The sequence below is a fragment of the Patescibacteria group bacterium genome, from assembly GCA_023380635.1.
Lineage (GTDB): Bacteria > Patescibacteriota > Microgenomatia > JAMCZE01 > JAMCZE01 > JAMCRP01.
Genome location: JAMCRP010000001.1, coordinates 423,930 through 440,840 on the forward strand (window position 1 = coordinate 423,930; position 16,911 = coordinate 440,840).

The 16,911-nt window shown below is 47.8% G+C and carries 12 protein-coding genes, 1 other RNA gene and 1 riboswitch; of the genes, 9 read left to right on the top strand and 4 right to left on the bottom strand.

What is annotated here, in order from left to right; genetic code table 11:
* Nucleotides 1–16: 16 nt before the first annotated feature.
* The 8 genes from murJ (at nucleotide 17) to M1403_02445 (ending at nucleotide 9,545) form a co-directional block, all read left to right on the top strand.
* Nucleotides 17–1,729, top strand: a complete 1,713-nt coding sequence (gene murJ / locus M1403_02410; protein ID MCL4397861.1) for a murein biosynthesis integral membrane protein MurJ — start codon at nucleotides 17–19, stop codon at nucleotides 1,727–1,729.
* A 10-nt stretch (nucleotides 1,730–1,739) separates the two neighbouring features.
* A complete protein-coding gene (lepA, locus tag M1403_02415) occupies nucleotides 1,740–3,500 on the top strand; it encodes a translation elongation factor 4 (protein ID MCL4397862.1) in 1,761 nt (586 codons plus the stop codon).
* A 13-nt stretch (nucleotides 3,501–3,513) separates the two neighbouring features.
* Complete coding sequence (locus M1403_02420) at nucleotides 3,514–5,754, top strand: hypothetical protein (protein MCL4397863.1); 2,241 nt, start codon at nucleotides 3,514–3,516, stop codon at nucleotides 5,752–5,754.
* A 19-nt stretch (nucleotides 5,755–5,773) separates the two neighbouring features.
* Nucleotides 5,774–6,553: a hypothetical protein gene (locus M1403_02425; GenBank protein MCL4397864.1), complete on the top strand. Its 780-nt coding sequence runs from the start codon at nucleotides 5,774–5,776 to the stop codon at nucleotides 6,551–6,553.
* A 2-nt stretch (nucleotides 6,554–6,555) separates the two neighbouring features.
* Entirely contained in the window at nucleotides 6,556–6,960 is a 405-nt protein-coding gene (locus M1403_02430; GenBank protein MCL4397865.1) for a pilin, read from the top strand.
* Nucleotides 6,961–7,026: 66 nt separating this feature from the next.
* Nucleotides 7,027–7,470, top strand: a complete 444-nt coding sequence (locus M1403_02435) for a pilin (GenBank protein ID MCL4397866.1) — start codon at nucleotides 7,027–7,029, stop codon at nucleotides 7,468–7,470.
* Between the two features lie 72 nt (nucleotides 7,471–7,542).
* Nucleotides 7,543–7,881 carry a pilin gene (locus M1403_02440; GenBank protein MCL4397867.1) on the top strand — a complete coding sequence of 113 codons (339 nt, stop codon included), beginning with the start codon at nucleotides 7,543–7,545 and terminating at the stop codon, nucleotides 7,879–7,881.
* Between the two features lie 32 nt (nucleotides 7,882–7,913).
* Nucleotides 7,914–9,545, top strand: a complete 1,632-nt coding sequence (locus M1403_02445) for a hypothetical protein (GenBank protein ID MCL4397868.1) — start codon at nucleotides 7,914–7,916, stop codon at nucleotides 9,543–9,545.
* Between the two features lie 2 nt (nucleotides 9,546–9,547).
* On the opposite strand, the gene M1403_02450 is transcribed toward M1403_02445, so the two are convergent.
* The 3 genes from M1403_02450 to M1403_02460 form a co-directional block, all read right to left on the bottom strand.
* Nucleotides 9,548–11,149 (bottom strand): hypothetical protein, encoded by a 1,602-nt coding sequence (locus tag M1403_02450; GenBank protein ID MCL4397869.1) that lies wholly within the window; start codon nucleotides 11,147–11,149, stop codon nucleotides 9,548–9,550.
* 9 nt (nucleotides 11,150–11,158) lie between these two features.
* A complete protein-coding gene (locus M1403_02455; GenBank protein MCL4397870.1) occupies nucleotides 11,159–11,890 on the bottom strand; it encodes a hypothetical protein in 732 nt (243 codons plus the stop codon).
* A 4-nt stretch (nucleotides 11,891–11,894) separates the two neighbouring features.
* A riboswitch (cobalamin riboswitch) is annotated at nucleotides 11,895–11,995 on the bottom strand.
* A 5-nt stretch (nucleotides 11,996–12,000) separates the two neighbouring features.
* The gene (locus tag M1403_02460; GenBank protein MCL4397871.1) at nucleotides 12,001–14,790 is read right to left on the bottom strand and encodes a hypothetical protein; all 2,790 of its coding nucleotides are present in this window, start codon (nucleotides 14,788–14,790) and stop codon (nucleotides 12,001–12,003) included.
* 50 nt (nucleotides 14,791–14,840) lie between these two features.
* Between M1403_02460 and M1403_02465 the strand changes: the two genes are divergently transcribed.
* A complete protein-coding gene (locus M1403_02465) occupies nucleotides 14,841–16,511 on the top strand; it encodes a hypothetical protein (GenBank protein ID MCL4397872.1) in 1,671 nt (556 codons plus the stop codon).
* Here the strand turns inward: M1403_02465 and ssrA are convergent.
* Nucleotides 16,509–16,892, bottom strand: a transfer-messenger RNA (tmRNA) gene (ssrA, locus tag M1403_02470). The genes M1403_02465 and ssrA overlap by 3 nt on opposite strands.
* Nucleotides 16,893–16,911 lie beyond the last annotated feature (19 nt).

Below are 16,911 nucleotides of genomic sequence, written 5' to 3' on the forward strand. Positions count from 1 at the left end.
ACAATGCTTCGTAGCAATGGTTAACAACCTGATTAAAAACGGCCGGGATCTTCTCTTTAGGCGCCAAACAAATATCCTTTCTGCCGCCACGGTTATTGCCGCCGCCGTTTTGCTCTCCCGTCTCCTGGGTCTTTTTAAATACCGTCTCTTGACCGGCCGGTTTTCCGTTTCGGATATCGGAGTTTTCATTACTGCTTTCCGTTTGCCCAACACCGTCTTTGATCTGATTGTTATGGGCGCTTTGACGACTGCTTTTATCCCGGTTTTTACTTCATACATTGCCAAAGATAAAACTGAAGATGCCAACCGCATCGCCTCAACTGTCTTAAATCTGAGTATCCTCATTTTTCTTCTTTTTTCTTTCCTGTTTTTCGTTTTTACCGACCCGCTGATGCATCTTATTGCCCCGGGCCTGTCGCCACGGGAAATGTCTTTAGCCATTCCTTTCACCCGGATCATGCTTTTGGGCCAAACCCTGCCGCTCATTTTAGGCAACTTCTTGACCGGAATCCTGCAATCACACAAGCGGTTTCTGGTTCCGGCTCTGGCTCCGGTGGTCTATAACATCGGCATAATTTTGGGCATTCTTTTCCTGTCGCCGAGTTTAGGGTTGTATGGTGCGGTTTGGGGCGTGGTTCTGGGTGCGTTTCTTTTCATGCTGATCCAGATTCCCCTGTGCGCCCATTTGGATTTTCATTATCAGCTTAAGTTTGACCTGAGACATCCCGGCGTAACCGAAATCGGCCGACTGATTGTCCCGCGCACTTTGGGCCTGGCCGTGACCCAGTTGAACTATTTTGCCAACCTGGCTATTTCTTCCTTAATTTCCACCCGGGCGATCACCATCTTTTCTTTTGCCCAGCAACTGGAACAACTCCCTATCGGGGTTTTTGCTGCTACTATCGCTCAGGCCGCTTTGCCAACTTTATCTGAAGAACATGGCAAAGATGATAATTTTGCTAACTTTAAAAAAACTTTTCTTACCTCGCTCCACCAGATTCTGTTTCTGGTTTGCCCGGCCGCGGCCATTCTGATTGTTTTGCGCATTCCGATCGTTCGCCTGGTTTACGGAGCTTCCAAGTTTGACTGGCCGGCAACTGTCGAAACCGGCCGGACCCTGGCTTTTTTAAGCATTGGCTTAATTGCCGAAGCGGCCATCAATTTATTAGTCCGGGGATTTTATGCGTTGCATAACAGCAAAACCCCGGTGATTGTGGGCAGCCTGACTGTTTTACTTAATATTGCCCTGTCCTTTAGTTTTATTTTCCTATTTCCCATCTGGGGAAAATCGGTTCTCGGTCTGGCTGCCGCTTCCGCCATCGCCGATAGTCTTTACGCCTTAATTTTAATTTACCTGCTTAACCGGGCCGTCCATTCCTTCGAGCCGCAAGCGTTGCTTTTGCCCGCCGGCAAAATTCTCTTTGCCGCCGCCTTGACCGGTTTTTCCCTCTATGTTCCCATGAAACTTTTAGACCAGCTGGTTTTTGACACCACCCGCACCGCGCCGTTAATTATGCTTTCCGCCACTGTCAGTCTGATCGGCTTAACCGTTTATCTCTTTTTAACCTGGGTTCTCCAAATCGAAGAACTGAAGTCTTTCCTGAGCCTGTTTGGCCAGCTCGGGCATGTCTTCTTTGCTGCCGAAGATCAGGTGGAACGGGCGGTTTCCGATGTCGTCACCGAGACCGCTCCGGTGGAAATTCCCCCACAAACTCCCGAAGTAAGGTAAAATTAGCCTCATGGATCAAAAGCTCATCCGCAATTTTGCCATTATTGCGCACATCGACCACGGAAAATCGACCCTGGCCGACCGATTTTTGGAACTGACCGGCACTGTTGACCGGCGAAATCTCGTGGAACAAACCCTCGATACTCACCCGGTTTCCCGACAGCGCGGGATTACGATACGGCTTTCGCCTGTGACCATGAATTTCAAATTTCAAAATTCAAATTTCAAATTGAATTTGATTGACACTCCCGGCCATGTGGATTTTTCCTATGAAGTCGAGCGCAGTCTGGCTGCTTGCGAAGGGGCGATTTTATTAGTCGATGCCACTCAAGGCATTCAGGCTCAGACTCTTTCTCATTTTGATAAAGCCAAAAAATTAGGGTTAAAAATTATTCCGGCCATTAACAAAATCGACATGCCCAACACCCGGGTGGAAGAAACTATTGCCGAGCTGGCTCAATTAGTCCAATTAGACAAATCCGCAATTTTTAAAATCTCTGCCAGAACCGGAGACGGAGTAAAAGCGTTATTGGAAGAAGTTATCAAAAATGTTCCTCCGCCGGCCGGTAATCCTGATGGCCCTACCAAAACTCAGATCTTTTCTTCGCAATATAACCAACAGCGCGGCGTCGTGGCTTTCGTTAAAGTTCTGGAGGGAAAACTGACCGGCGAGGTCGGCCACTTCACTCCGTTCATGACCCCGGCCCCATATCTCTCTACAGGCGAAGTCGGTTACCTGTTAACCAACATTAAAGATCCGGAAAAAATCCACCTGTGGGAAGGCTACCAGCCGCCTAAACCCATGGTCTTCGTCAGTTTTTTTCCGGTTAATCAGGATGAATTCAATTTACTTGAGGACGCTTTAAAAAAGCTGCGCCTCAACGACGCGGCCATTACTTTTTCCCCTACCAGTTCCAAAGCCTTGGGGCGAGGTTTTCGCTGCGGTTTCCTGGGTCATTTGCACGCTGAGGTCTCCCAGGAAAGATTAGAAACTGACTTTAATCTCTCAATTATTGCCACCGCTCCGACTGTAGAGTACAAGATTTTGGGTGACAGCGAGACGAATTCCTTAACTCCGAGCGGCCACCTCGGCGGAGCCGCGAGCCATGAGCCAGAAGCGAATAGCTCGTTTGCAGCGCAGGAAGTTAAGGATGGTCGAGCTGGCAGGACCCAAAATCTTTGGGCAGAGCCTTGGATCAAAGCAACAATTATTACGCCTCAGGCTTATGTCGGTGCAGTCATTACCCTTTGTGAAGAACGCCGGGGAAAACTGATAAACATGGAGTACCACGGCACCGGGGTCACTTTATTTTACGAACTGCCCTTGGCGGAAATCATTACCGATTTTTTTGACCAGTTAAAAAGCAAGTCATCAGGCTTTGCCAGTTTTGATTACGAATTCTGGGAATACCGGCCTTTTGACGCCGTACAACTGGTTATCCTGATTAATCATGAATCTATTGACGCTTTTTCTCAGATGATGGAAAAGACCCGGGCGGAAAAATTCGGAAAGAGAATCGTAGAAAAACTGGCGGAAATCATTCCCCGCCAACAAATTCCTATTCCTATCCAGGCAAGTATTAATGGTCAGGTCGTCGCCCGGGCGGACATTAAGTCTTTCCGTAAAGATGTCACGGCGAAATTATACGGCGGAGATGTTACCCGGCGGATGAAATTATTGGAAAAACAAAAAAAAGGCAAGGAAAAGATGAAGCAAATCGGTAAGGTCCAAATCCCGGGTGATACCTTCCTCAAGGTCTTCAAAACATGATATTCTGAAAGCGATGAAGATCGGTCTGGCCGTTCTTATTTTGCTGTTATTTGTTCTTGTTCCTAAACCCGTGCTGGCTGATGCCGATTTTTGTCCCGGTCCGGGAAATAATCTCATTGACAATATCAGCCCGCAGGTTCTGGAAAATTTGCATACCAACGCCGGCAGTCCCAACTGTTGGCTCACGGCTACTTTTCTTCTGCGCACCAACGACCTTTCCAGCCCCAATTTGAAAATTTTTTTCCAGAAAGCGGCGGAAAATAAAATCTTTCCCATCATCAGAATCGGCACGGAAAATAGCGGTTCTAAATGGCCGGCTTTTACCACCCAACTCGCCCAAACTGACGCGACTTATTTAAATCAGGCCGTGGCCGCCTCCGGTTTTCCCAAAGAGATTTATGTGGAAATGGGCAATGAAGTAAATGCCGCTGACGAATGGGGCGGTAATCCGAGTCCGGAAAGTTATGCCGCCACTTTTATTCCGTTTGCCGAAAATCTTTCCGCCGTGAAAATAATGCTGCCCCCTTTAATTCTTAACCCGGCGGCAGCTATCGACTACAACACCTATTATCTGAAGCTCAAACAAGCTCTCGACCAGCAACTGTCACAAAAATTCAGCTGCAGTTTGGATATTGATCCTCTCGACCGGTGCCGTCAAAAGATTGACGACTGGCTGGATACCAATATTTCCGCTTACGCCTTAAATCTTTATCCACCCCCGGGTGTTGAAGACACGGGACAAAAGACCGGCTATATTTTGGCGGACAAAGACAAAGTCCTGAAGGCCTTGCAGGACACAGGCTTTAAAATTGACAGTAAAAAATTTCTCATTACAGAAATTGGTCTGGCCAACGGTGTCTATCCTCCACCGGCCGGAGAGCAAGCCTGTCATTTTTATCAGGCCATTTTAAATTCCAGCCAGGGAAACAACTTCCTGGCGGCCACTATCTACTCGCGTGATGACCGACTGCGGGTTCACGCGTACTACTATCCCACCGGCGCTTGTTCTTCCAGTACCGAGTATGACAAAGGCAACGAAAAAAGCGTCATTAATCTTGGCGGCTCAGTTACTTATGGTTCCGGTAGTGGCTACCCACAGGATACCAGCATTGTTTATCCTCCTTTGGGTTCTTTAGAGCAATGTCCGGATGCTACCAAGGCCCAAACCACTCAAACCTGTTCGCCGACCAACCAACCGGGCAACATTTGTAATTCCGAATGCAGTCCGCCGCTGGAAATTGACCAGAATCTGCAACTTTCCGATACCGGCAGTTGTTTGACTAACGGCTCAGGCACCTGCTACGCCCAAATTAAAATCCAGGACAATAAGATTCCGGTGCCGGGACAAATCCAGCAGTTGGGCGATTATTTTGAAAGATTGGTGCCCTATTTTACTTCTCCGACCCAGCAAAACGACTTGCGCTGTAAATTCATTAAATATGTCAAGGACAATCCCAATTCCAAATATAAAGATCTGAAAATCGACGGGAAACTGGTTTCATCTCTGCCTTGCGATCCGACCCTTGCCGGCTGGTCCCAAATCCCGCTTGTCCCCAATGACGATTCTCTGGGCAAGATCGAATTTGTCAGTCCCAGTCTGGCCACTGTTCAGCCCGTCACCGTTTCCCTGCCGGAAATCCAACGACTGAACCTCTCCACTAAAATTTTGCAGCAAGCTCTGGTGCCAACCCAAACCTATCAACCTAAAACCTACGGCAAAGCTATTACTTTAAATTTGGAAAACAACGCCTGTAATCCGACGCCGACCTGGGAAAATCTTTACGGCGCCGATCTGGATCGGGGCGTCAGCTGTAACTTCGGCAATTTAAAACCGCTGGCCGGGCAAGATAATCTTTCCGGTTGCGTTCTTTTGCCAGACGGCACTTTGGAATGTCAGCGCAACGAAGCCGGAGGGACTCCGGGTTATCGTCAGGTGGCCGGAGCCCAAGCCACCGTTCAGATCCGCACCGTTTTCCCCCATCTTTTTGAAGCTTCTGAACAGTCTATTTCCTTCATGCAGGGCTTTTTGCAGCTCTTCCGCCCCGAAGAAGTGGAAAAGTTTAAAGAAGCCTACACTCCGATTCCGGCTGCGGTCGACGGCGTCAAGTATGAATTAACAGGAAGCTCCGGCCTGGCGATTAATGACGCCGGCCACAAACAAAATGGCTGGCAGCTGTTTTTCTATAACCTTGGCGGCATCTGGAACGCCCGCAATTTTGTCTTCCAAACTCTCGGTCTGCCGGTTAGCAAGTAGATATGATATTCTGAAAATAATGAAGAAAATTGTCGGGCTTTTAATTTTTTTCTTAATCATCTTCGCCAAACCGGCCTTGGCTGTTGATACCTGCGACGCAACCCAATACAATAAGAGCGCAAGCCATCTTGTAGAATGGTTCAAAACCGAAACTCCAAAAAGCTGCCCGTCTGATGAGTGTCTAAACAGCCGTTCAGACCAATTAACCAAAGTGGTTTTAGAATGCTGGCCAAAAGGGTCGACAACCCAATCACCAGAGTGTTGGCCAGGATGTACAATATTAAATCCCGCAATTCACGCTTCACTTCTGCTTCCAGGAGTAGGAGGACAAGCATGGCATTGTTACCAAAGTGCAGCAATCCCCGGCTCCATTAATCTGCCGCTGGCAGAGTGTCCCAAGACTAATTGTGGTAGCGATGGGCTTTACCAGTATGATAAAAAAAGCGATACCTGCGTTCGAAGGGTAAATACCCCCTGGGACTTGAATACCACTACTTGCCCCGGCGGCGATGTCGGTGTTGCCACCGCCATTGGCTGCATTCCCACTGGAAACATGGTCGGACCGAGTGGTTTCTTAAGCTTCATTTTGAAATTTGCCCTGGGCATTTCCGGGGCGGTCATTTTGTTTATGATTATTATGTCCGGCTACACTCTTCTCACTTCCGGCGGCAATCCGGAAAAACTCCAGGTGGTCAAAGAAAACCTGGTCGCGATTTTTACCGGGCTTCTTATGATTGCTTTCTCCCTGATTTTATTGCAAACTATTGGCGCAGACATTTTGCGCCTGCCGACTTTCTAAACATGACCGGAAAAATTTTGGCTGCGATACCAGAAGACACCGGAGGGGTGCCTTTTACTAATCCTCGGGGCTGGCTGGGCACCCTCGACCCGGGCAACGGCTGGCCCAAAGCCCAGGGTATTGATTTTTTTACCAAGCAACTCATTCCTTTTCTCATTTCCGGCGCTCTGTTTATTGTTTTTGTTCTGTCACTGATATTTTTAGTCTGGGGCGGTATTATGTGGATTACCTCTGGGGGGAACAAGGAGGGCGCCGCCAAAGCCAAAGCCACAATCACTTACGCTTTAGTGGGGTTAATCATTGCTATTTTGGCTTTTCTCGCCCTGAACATTATTGGGCAATTTTTTGGAGTTAATTTATTAGGTGACCAACCGCCAAGATGTGTTGGGAGCTATTGTAATCTTTAACCCTGACTCTTGACTTGTCCGTGAAAAAGCCTGTATTCTTAATCTATAAACGGGGGAGGTGAAAACATGAAGAAAAATTTAGTTAAATTTGGAGTTGGAGCAGGAGCCGCTCTGACCACCCTTTATTGGGGGGTTTTACCGGCGTTGGCCGACACAGTGGGCCTTTGCCCGACTCAAGCTCCCTTTCCGCCCGGATGTGACAACGGAAAAGCCACTGCAATTAGCGTCGGATCGATTATTTCGTCAGTTTTAAATCTTTTGCTGTTTGTCGCTTTCGTGGCCGCTTTGATTTTCCTGATTATCGGCGGTATTAAATGGATCCTAAGCGGCGGCGATAAAGAAGGTACCAGCAAAGCCAAGGAAACAGTCACTTCTGCTTTAATTGGTTTGGCTGTGGTTCTCGCTGCCTGGATTTTGATTAACATTTTGCTAAGTTTCTTTGGGGTGAGCAGCGGATTAACTGGCCTGACTGTACCAACACTGAATGTTGGCACGGGCACAACTCACTAATTTTGATTATGGGAATATCTAACCCGCCCGATTAAGGGCGGGTTTTGCGTGGAAATATGCTAGAATAAATTCATGAAAGAGGATTTGAGTCAAGGTTGTATATTTACCGGCCAGAGTGTAGGTTCGAACGATATCCCCTCACTTGGTTGTCTGGCTCAAGTCATTGTCAGTGTCATTAACTGGGCTTTCGTTTTTCTCGGCGCCGTGACCTTACTCATGCTCCTTTGGGGTGCCATCCGTTTTGTCACTTCCGGCGGTGATCCAAAAGCCGTCCAAGGAGCCCAAAAAACCATTACCTACGCAATCGTCGGTATTATCGTTGTTCTGGGCGCTTATGTGATCGTCAGCGTGATCACTACCGCCCTCGGTCTTCCTAACCCGCTTCAAAATTTCCGTCTCTACCAGCCTTGACTTAATCCTTCAAAAATGCCATTCTGAATGTAATGAAAAAGGCCGTTTTTTTTGGCCTGGCTTTAGCAGTTTTATTTTTGACCCCAAAACCAGCCCTAGCCAAGACTGCGCCCAGGTCGGGCAGCTGTTCCACAACTTCATATAATTGTATTGCCGGTACCACTGTAGGAAGCAGCACTTGCAACTGCGACGCCACCGGTTCCAATTGTTCTTGGTCCAGTGGAACACCTACAGATACTGATGCTCAAAACAATTCGGGTTGTACCGCCACATCAAATTTATATCCAGGGAGTTACACCTTTTTTAATCCCACTCCCCAGTCTTTTTCTAACGACCTCTATGGTCAAGCCGGAGCCGATGCCGGAACGGAAATAAACAGCTCAAGATGGGTAAAGATGGTGGCGTCGGATATTGGCCTTTCTATTGCTGCCGATGCCATTGGCTTGCCCGGCCAACCGAACTCCGTTCAAGCTAGTGCTGTAGGTTTTTTAGCCCGGGGCATTGATACTTTGGCTTTTAATCCGCCGGCTTCATCGATCCAGTATCTGGCGTACATGGGACGGGAGTTCCATGTACCCGGCACCCCGGAAACCGCTTACGCCGCGGATAATATCGGCGGCGTGGGTTTCAGCCAACTTAGTCCCATTCTCCAGCTTTGGACTATCGCCCGTAATCTTGCCTATCTGGTCTTTGCCATCATTTTCGTAATTATCGGTTTAATGATTATGCTGCGGGTTAAAATTGATCCCAAAACCGCTGCTACCATTCAAAATTCCCTGCCAAAAATTGTCATTGCTCTGGTTTTGGTGACTTTCTCCTACGCCATTGCCGGATTTTTGATCGATATCATGTATGTGTTCCTGGCCTTAATTGTAACTTTAATGAGTCCGGTTGCCGGCGGTAAGGATATTTTGGAAAACCTTCTTAGCGGTAGCATTTTCAACTATGTAGCCAATGGCCAATTCATGGATGTTTCTACCAGTGCCGCAGCAGCAGTCGGAAACATTGTTAACGGAATCGTTACTGGCATAAGAGGGGGTAATTCCGTACAAGGCTCTGTTTTAGGACTAGTAACCTCAGGACTTGCCTTCTTAGTTGTTGCTATTGCCATTTTGGTCGCCCTTTTCCGCACCTGGCTATCCTTGATCGGGGCTTATGCCAATATTATTCTGGCCATTATTGGTTCGCCCTTAATGCTTATGATGGACGCTATTCCCGGTCAAAACCAGTTTAGTGCGTGGCTTCGGAATATGCTCTCCAACCTCCTGGCTTTTCCAGTAGTTTTTGTCATGCTAACCATCGGCTCAGCAATCACGACTAATTTAGGGAGCGGCACGGGTAACGTCGGCACCTCAGGAGGCTTTGTTCCGCCCCTTCTCGGCGCCGGGAATATGGAAGCAGCTTCCAGTCTTATCGGATTAGGCATCCTTTTAACTATTCCCAAAGCTGTCAATATTGTCCAGGAAATGCTTAAAACCCCGCCGTTTAAGTATGGCAACGCCTGGCAAGAGTCTCTGACTGCAGGAGCTACCGGTGCTCAGTTTGCTGGCCGAGGAGCCTTGGAACTTGGTAATGCCGAAATTTTGCCTGGAGCAAGAGAAGGAGCCAGGAGAAGAGGAATTGTACCGGTAGCTACAGGTTGGATAAGGTCTCAGTTTAGTTAGCCTTACCTTTTTCCGCCGCCAAATTTGATGCCGGTAATCGTGCCGGCTACACCCAAGACATCTTGAAGGGCTCTACTGCCCCAGCCTTTTGCAGCATTCTGGGCAAAATACGAGATAACATCGCCTCGTATATTCTTTGGTATTTCGATTCCATACATATTTCTGATTTCCTGGAAAAATGCCCTGGAATCGCCGGGTTTGAGAAGTTTTCCAGCCGGCCGCATATACTCAGCCATGGTCGATTCCAAAAGAACTATTCCTCCCAGAGTGCTTCTCTTGGCGTTTTCTTTAAGTCGGCCGGTATATTGTAGAGTTACCCGGGCATAGTTATCCACCGATTTGAGAGCGGCACCAACCTTGCCAAAATCGCCCAAAGCAGCAATGAAACCCTCCGTCGCTGCCTGGCCCCGCTCTAAGGCTTTAAAATAACTTTTTAAACCAATCTTTCGCCCCTCATTGTCGCGCATTTCCTCATCCCGAGCTCCAGCATCAACCAGAGACCAGAGCGCAGGCGGCGCTCCGGCAGGACGGGATACTGGTACTGCTGAACGGGAGTCAATTTCCTTTTTTGCATAAGACGGTAGATCAAACGCCTCAGAATAGCGCCGCAGCGCTGGCATCATCGCCTCAGTAATCATTTCTCCACGAACATAGAGAGCATATCGATGGGGGTACATTATGTTCGCCACGGGATCATTTGTTGTCCAGGCGCCAAATTCAATTGTGTTTTCATCCCAATGTCCGGTCCTCGTATTTATCCGGTTCCAATAGCCCACATAACCTAAGATCTGAGCCAGTTGTAGCGTCATCGCAAATTGATATTCCGGAATAATCGTGTCCCAGCTGTTGACCCAAGCTGTTCTGGCTGGTCGCCCGGCAAACATCGCTTTCGAAGTCGCCAGCCATCTGGCCTCAATCTCAAAGCGGTCATCGGGGGCACCGCCATTGGCAATCATAGCAGCGAAAGCTTCTTCTTGCCATTGTTTCGCGTTAGTATCCAAAAAACGGAAAGATTGCTGAACTCCTCTGGAAAAATAAATTATTTGCGCCAGCTCATCCTCCTTGAACCAGTCTTTGTCCTCCGAACCGGCAGTTACTGCCTTAATGAATTCTCCGGCGTTACCGTTTGACTGCAGAAAAGCATTATCCAGATTATGTAATTTATGCAAACCTCGGGCTAACCCCAAAATATCCAGATAATCTTGTTCTGACAAGGTCCAAGGCCGCACTCCGGTTCGAGCCAACTGAGCCCTTTTCTCTAGTTCCTGTGACACTCGAGTGCCGATTCCCTCTGTCAATTTTCCCCGGTTCTCATAAACCGAGCCGTAAATCATCAAGACCCAGTTAGAAATATCGCGTAAATTGTTTCCTACGGCTTCGGCAGAAAAAATCTTTTCTCCAGTTAAGCCGGTGTCTCGGGGAGGAAAACCCGCTGCAGTAATCATAGAAGGCATATTTTTAGCCGGTATATCCGGCGGCGTTGCTACACCAATGTAGCTCATCCAATCCGGAGTTTTAGCAGCTAGGGCATTAAAAACATCTTCTTCCGTTTGTGGTACCGAAGCCCCGAGTCCTGATAAAATTTCGCCAGAAATGCTTGGCATAAGAGCATTTTAACACACGCCTAGATAAATCTCTCCACAGTGTTTACACCGGTAGCCTTTGGTAATCCAATCATTAATTTCTTTTCCGCAGATTCCACAGGCGCGGGCAAAAACTTGGATTTTTCCATCGGGTCCGATCCGCTTCTGGGTAACTTCGACTGCCTTTGGGCAAGCTTTATCAATGTCTACCCCCTCTTTTTTCAAAAAATAAGCCTTTGGGTCATTTTGATGCTGAATCTCTTCAACTTCCTGATTAAACTTTATTTCCGCCTGGTCGTTTCGGATACTTTCCCAGATAACCGACATGGGAATAACCTCTTCAAGTATCTTCGGGTCCGGCAAAAAATAATAGCCCTCACGGGAAAATCCGGCTAAGGAAGTTATAAACGAGGCAAAATCCCGGCCGGAAAAGGTCTGGCCAGTAATGTCATATTCTACAATCTGATTTCCTTCTCTTATCGCCACCAAAATTTTTCCCCGGTTATAAAAACTATCCGGAGGGCTCAGCCAAACCCCGGTCCCCGAATTTTTTTGCAATTCGTTAAGCATGGCCAAATTAACTTGGGTTTCCCGCTCTTCCCGATGGTTGTGGGCCGCAAAAGTTTGTTCAATCCTTTTTCCGGAAAGCGGGTCAACAATTCCCAAATTGGTGAGATTTAGTCTAATAACCGAGGTGTTTAAACCGGGAAGAAGCTCATTTTTAGCAGAGACGGCGTTAACGGCTTCAAGACGGGAAATCATATCTTGCTCGAGACGGGCAGATTGCTAGTTTTCCGGCTTTAACGGTTGCGGCACAGCGTCGGAGTTACACCGACTTCCTTAAACACAATCCAGGGTTAATATGCCAAATCCTAGGGGATATTGCAATACTGAGGTTTGGCAGTTGACCAAGCCTTCCATGTCTGACCGTTATTTGAAAGCCTGGCTGCAGCAGCAGCATTGTGATCGTCTTGCCTCCAATAGTCCGCACATTGCTTTAAAAGATTCTCATCTCTATCACAAGCATCGCCGCAATCTTTGCCACAGTAAGGTTTTAAGAACGGATTTTTGCCACCAGGAATTTCTTTACATAAATAATCATGGGCGAATAAATTAATTTGGAAAATGCCGACGCTGTATTCGTTGTGACGATTAGTTCCATCGTTGCAGCCGTCGTTCGTTTTGGTACTCTTACCACCGGATTCCCTATAACAAATTCTCGAAGCATTTTCGACCTGATCACTAGTAAAAGTTGATGAGAGATTAGCTACAGAACAGGCGTTGCCAATTGGCGCTACTGGACAGCGACTGGCCGTGTAGTTCGGACTGCCGACCGCTACCGTTGCTTCAGCGGTCAGGGTTTCTTCTTTGTCGCCCGCTTTGACCGTTACGGTAGCTATATTTACCAAATTGCTGTTATTGTCCGCAGCCGTTGTCGTGTAGGAAGTCATCACCGTTGTGGAATCGCCCTTTAGGACGGTTGGCGGAAAAACCGGATTGGCTGACAATTTCAACGGCGTGCTGGCATTATTTTCCCGGGTAAACTTATCGTCAACCTTAACAATGCTGATATCGTTATCTTTTCCGGCAGTAATTTTAAGGGAAAAGGTTACGGTAGCACTCGTCCCCCCGGCAACCGAAGTTTGATCAACGGTTTTTTCCAGCGTAAATAAAGTGCCTTCCTCTTTGCTTAAATCCGCCTGCTGAGAAGTCGCGGCCACGGTGCCAAAAGCCGTCCAGGTCGAAATAACCACTACCAATGAACCGACAGCGGTTGCCGCCACCGAAGCGATTACCGGAAGAGCTCCGCCACCTAACAAAGATGTGAGCGACAGCCCGCTAATGCCCAAAAAGCCGCCGGACGCCGCTGCTCCAACCGCGCCCGTCCCCGTTCCCAAAGCTCCCGCGCCACCAATTGTCGCCGCGCTGGCCACTGGAGCCGTAGCTACGGCCGACCCGAAACCCGCCCCGAAACCAAAAGAACTGCTCACAACATAACCAATGGCTGCTCCCGAAACTCCTCCCAAACCAAAACCGATTAGGCTGCCGATTGGTCCGCCTGCCAGAGCTCCCAGAGCCATTCCGGTCAGCGCCCCGGCCGCGCTGAAGCCGATCACTATGGCGTTTGAAAGCAAAGCTTGGATAAAAACATAGACGGCTAGACCGGTCCCGACACCAGCATTAAGCATTAAGTCCCGCATTTCTTTGCTGGAGAGCAGTTTTTTGACCAGTTTGGCTCCTTCCCAAATTAAGCCAATGGCGGCTATGACCTGGCCCGCGCCGGGAATTGCTCCCAAAGCACCTTTAATCAGCATTCCCCACGACTTCTTTTTGATTTCGCCGGTAACAACCTTGCCGGTTTCTTTCCCGGCTTTTTTTAAACTCTCCCCGCCCACTTTACCGGCCAACTTCAGGTCTTTTTTAGAAACAAACCGCCCGGTCAGTCTTTGCCATATATTTTGCGGTTTAGCCGGCGGGGGGGTAAGCGTTTCCGGCGGAGTAGTAACCGGCTGTTCAGTCTTACTTTTACTAAATGTTCGTTCCCAGGAACCGACAAAAAAATCTCTAAACCAGGGCACCAGAAGTGATGGACTGTGCACTACGGCCCGCCAACTAAGCTGCCTGGCGCCAATTTCTTCCAGGGTGCGACGTTCCTGAGCTTGGACCACCGATCCCGGCTTTGTCTGTTCAACTGACTTTTTCTCCGGCACCGGAGTTTGAACAATGCGCTCGCCGGACGCTACTCCAATTGGCTGCTCTTCCTGCTTTTTTTTGGCTTCTTCCTCCTCCAGTTCTACAGCCCTTTGAGCGTCGCGGGCCGCGTTTTTCTCAGCCTCAGCAGTTGCCAGGCCGGGTTTGTCCAGCCAACGCTCCAAATAAACCGCGTATAGCGCCTGGAAACGATCCATTCGGTGCTTAGCTTCACTCTGCTGGTTATCCAATCTTGCTTTTTGGGCTTTTAGTGACTCCAGAAGGGTTTTATCCGGCTGTTTAAGAAAAATAACATCACTCAGGTTGACACCAACTAAATTCCGCAGTCCTGCTTCATACTTAGCTAATAACTCCTCTAGGGCTAAATATTCCTCCCGAAAAATGTTGATAATAACCGGCCAGTTCTGAGTTTCAAAAGCTGGTTTATACTCCGGCGCCTTGCCAATTTTTGGCGGCTTTCTTTTAATGACATGATCAAATAAAAATTCTTCGAAATTAGCCTGAGATTGCTGTTGGGAAGTTTGGCTTTGATTTGTTCCGACCCTTAGTGCATTTACCCAGTCGACAATAGCATTGTCTAAATTAACTGTTTCTATATATGACGCCCTAGAATCCATTAGAAGTGCGGTCGTGCCATATATGGCATCTGGCGAATGGTCTTTTGCCAGAATATAGGCTTTTTCCAATTCGGCTAATTGTTCACGAAGTGCCTCGATGCCGGAAATCAAACCTTCCCCAATCGCCGCCCCAAAAGTAGCTTGCAGCAAAGCCTTCTCATGATCGGCCCGTTCCTTGTCAAAGTATGCCTGTTGCCCACTAACCTTTTTTTCTTCAGCGGCCAATAGAACATTAACCCCGGTATTCGAATCATTCAGGTCATGTTCCAACCTATCAATATCCTTTTGCAATTGCGCTTCATACGAACCCAAAACAGGTTCAACATCGGCCATACAACCATCTTAGCAAAAATTCTCTTCTTAAGATAATGTATACTAGACGTATGCCCGAGCATGCCACTTTTTTTGGTCATGCCGCCAGTTTCGACTCGTTTCAGGTGGTCGCGCCGGATTTTAACGCGCTGCACAAAATCGAAAAAACCATTGAACAGTCGCCCCAAAGCGCTCCGACAGAATTGATTGATTCCGTTCCGAACACTCATTTACTAATTGCCAAAATTGACGGCGATGTTTTGGAAGTAGCCGCAACGAACGGCATGAGAGCCAAACTCTTCCGCGGCGGAAAGATTATTAATCTTCTCCTGACTCCGGGAAAAATTGCCGGCCATATTAAAAACGGGGACATTCTGGTTTTGGGAACTGAAGATTTTTTTAATAAGATTTTTAGTTCCGAGAATGTCCATAATCCTGAAGAATTATCTCTAAAACTGGAAGGCCTGGAAGATAAAGACAATGTTGCCGGTTTAATTCTGAAACTGGACAATGTTTCTTTGGATACTAGTCTCCGACCCCCATTATCCAGCCCTACCAGTTCTCCTCGCCGCCCGCTGTTCCCCTCCAGTTTTGACCGGCCAAAAATCTTAACTCAAACCCCTTCCAAGCGCACGCTTTACGGTGCCGGGGTCATTCTGGTTTTTCTGATTTCGCTTATCGCCTTTCAGCTGCGCGGCCGTAATCTGGAACAGCGCACTCAAAACGCCGCGGTGATCGAAAAACAGGCCCGGGACAGTTTGAATCAAGCCTCTAACTTTGCCGGGCTGAACGACAACATGGCCAGAAACACTCTCATTACCGCCAAAAATAATTTCCTGACCCAGGCCCAAACGGATTTTGGCCCCAACTGGCAAAAAGACCCAAGCCCGGAAACTAAAAAGTTGCAGGCGGTTTTAGCCGATTTGGATAATCAGCTGGCCCAGGTTTCGCATATTTATAATTTATCCGCCCTGGATCTTTTTTCTGATTTCAGTCTACTGCGGGCCGATGCTAACATTACTGCTGCTTCTCTAGACAAAAACGAAATTGTTGCCCTGGATTCCAATAACGGCGCCGTTTATTCTCTCGGCACCAAATCAAAAACGGCAGCCATTGTCGGCGGCGCTGCGGATTTTAAGAGTAACAATTATATTGATGCGACGGCCGACACCGTTTATGTATATACACCATCCGGAATTGAAAGTATTAACCGGACCACCAATTCCGTCAAAGTTTTATTGCCTTTATCAAGTGATTTTGTCAAAATCCGGGGCCTCAAGACTTTCGGGGGAAACTTATATCTTCTGGACACCGACGGTTCGCAAATTTGGAAATATCAGGGGACGGATTTTGGTTTTTCGGCCTCGCCCTCGGCGTATCTTCGCGCCGGTTCCGCTGACTTTACCAATGTGAATTCTTTTGCCATTGACGGCACCATTTTTGTTTTAAGTAATAGCGGCAATGTGGCCAATTTTTCCGGCGGCTACGCGCAGGATTTTAGCGTTTCCGGTTTAGACAAACCCCTGAACAACCCTACTAGCATTTTTACTTCCGACGAAACCAATAATTTGTATATTCTCGATTCCGGCAACAACCGGGTCGTCGTTTTAGATAAAAAAGGCAATTATCAGGCCCAGTATGTTTCGCCGGATATTAAGGGCAGCCTCATTCTTGCCGACGAAACCGTAAAGAAGGTATTTTTGCTTTCTGGGGCAAAAGTCTATTCCTTTGATCTCAAATAGTGGAGATGGAGGGTGTGACCCCTCGTGTGAAAAAGTGACTTTTAAACATCTACAAGCTTAGTTAGTTCTGACTCTTGGTACTGCCGGTCAAACTAACAAGAAAGCAGTACCGTGGTTGTTCGTCTTAGGATTACTAAGAAAACCAAACTTAATAACCAGCATTCCGGCTGTGTTTATGCTCCAGAAACCCCACCGGGAGAAGGTTTAAGAAACAGCTTTAACCCTTTTAGCTATAGATGGGATACCCATCTTGATCCAATTGGGCGTAGGCAAATGCTAGTTTTTGATTAGCACTTATCTTTTGAAACCGTCTTTTACGAAGTAGATTTCTTCTTCGGCTTGCCGTTGTCAAAGTGCTTTTTCGTCGATTCGTACATCCCCAAGAACAATTTTCAATTTA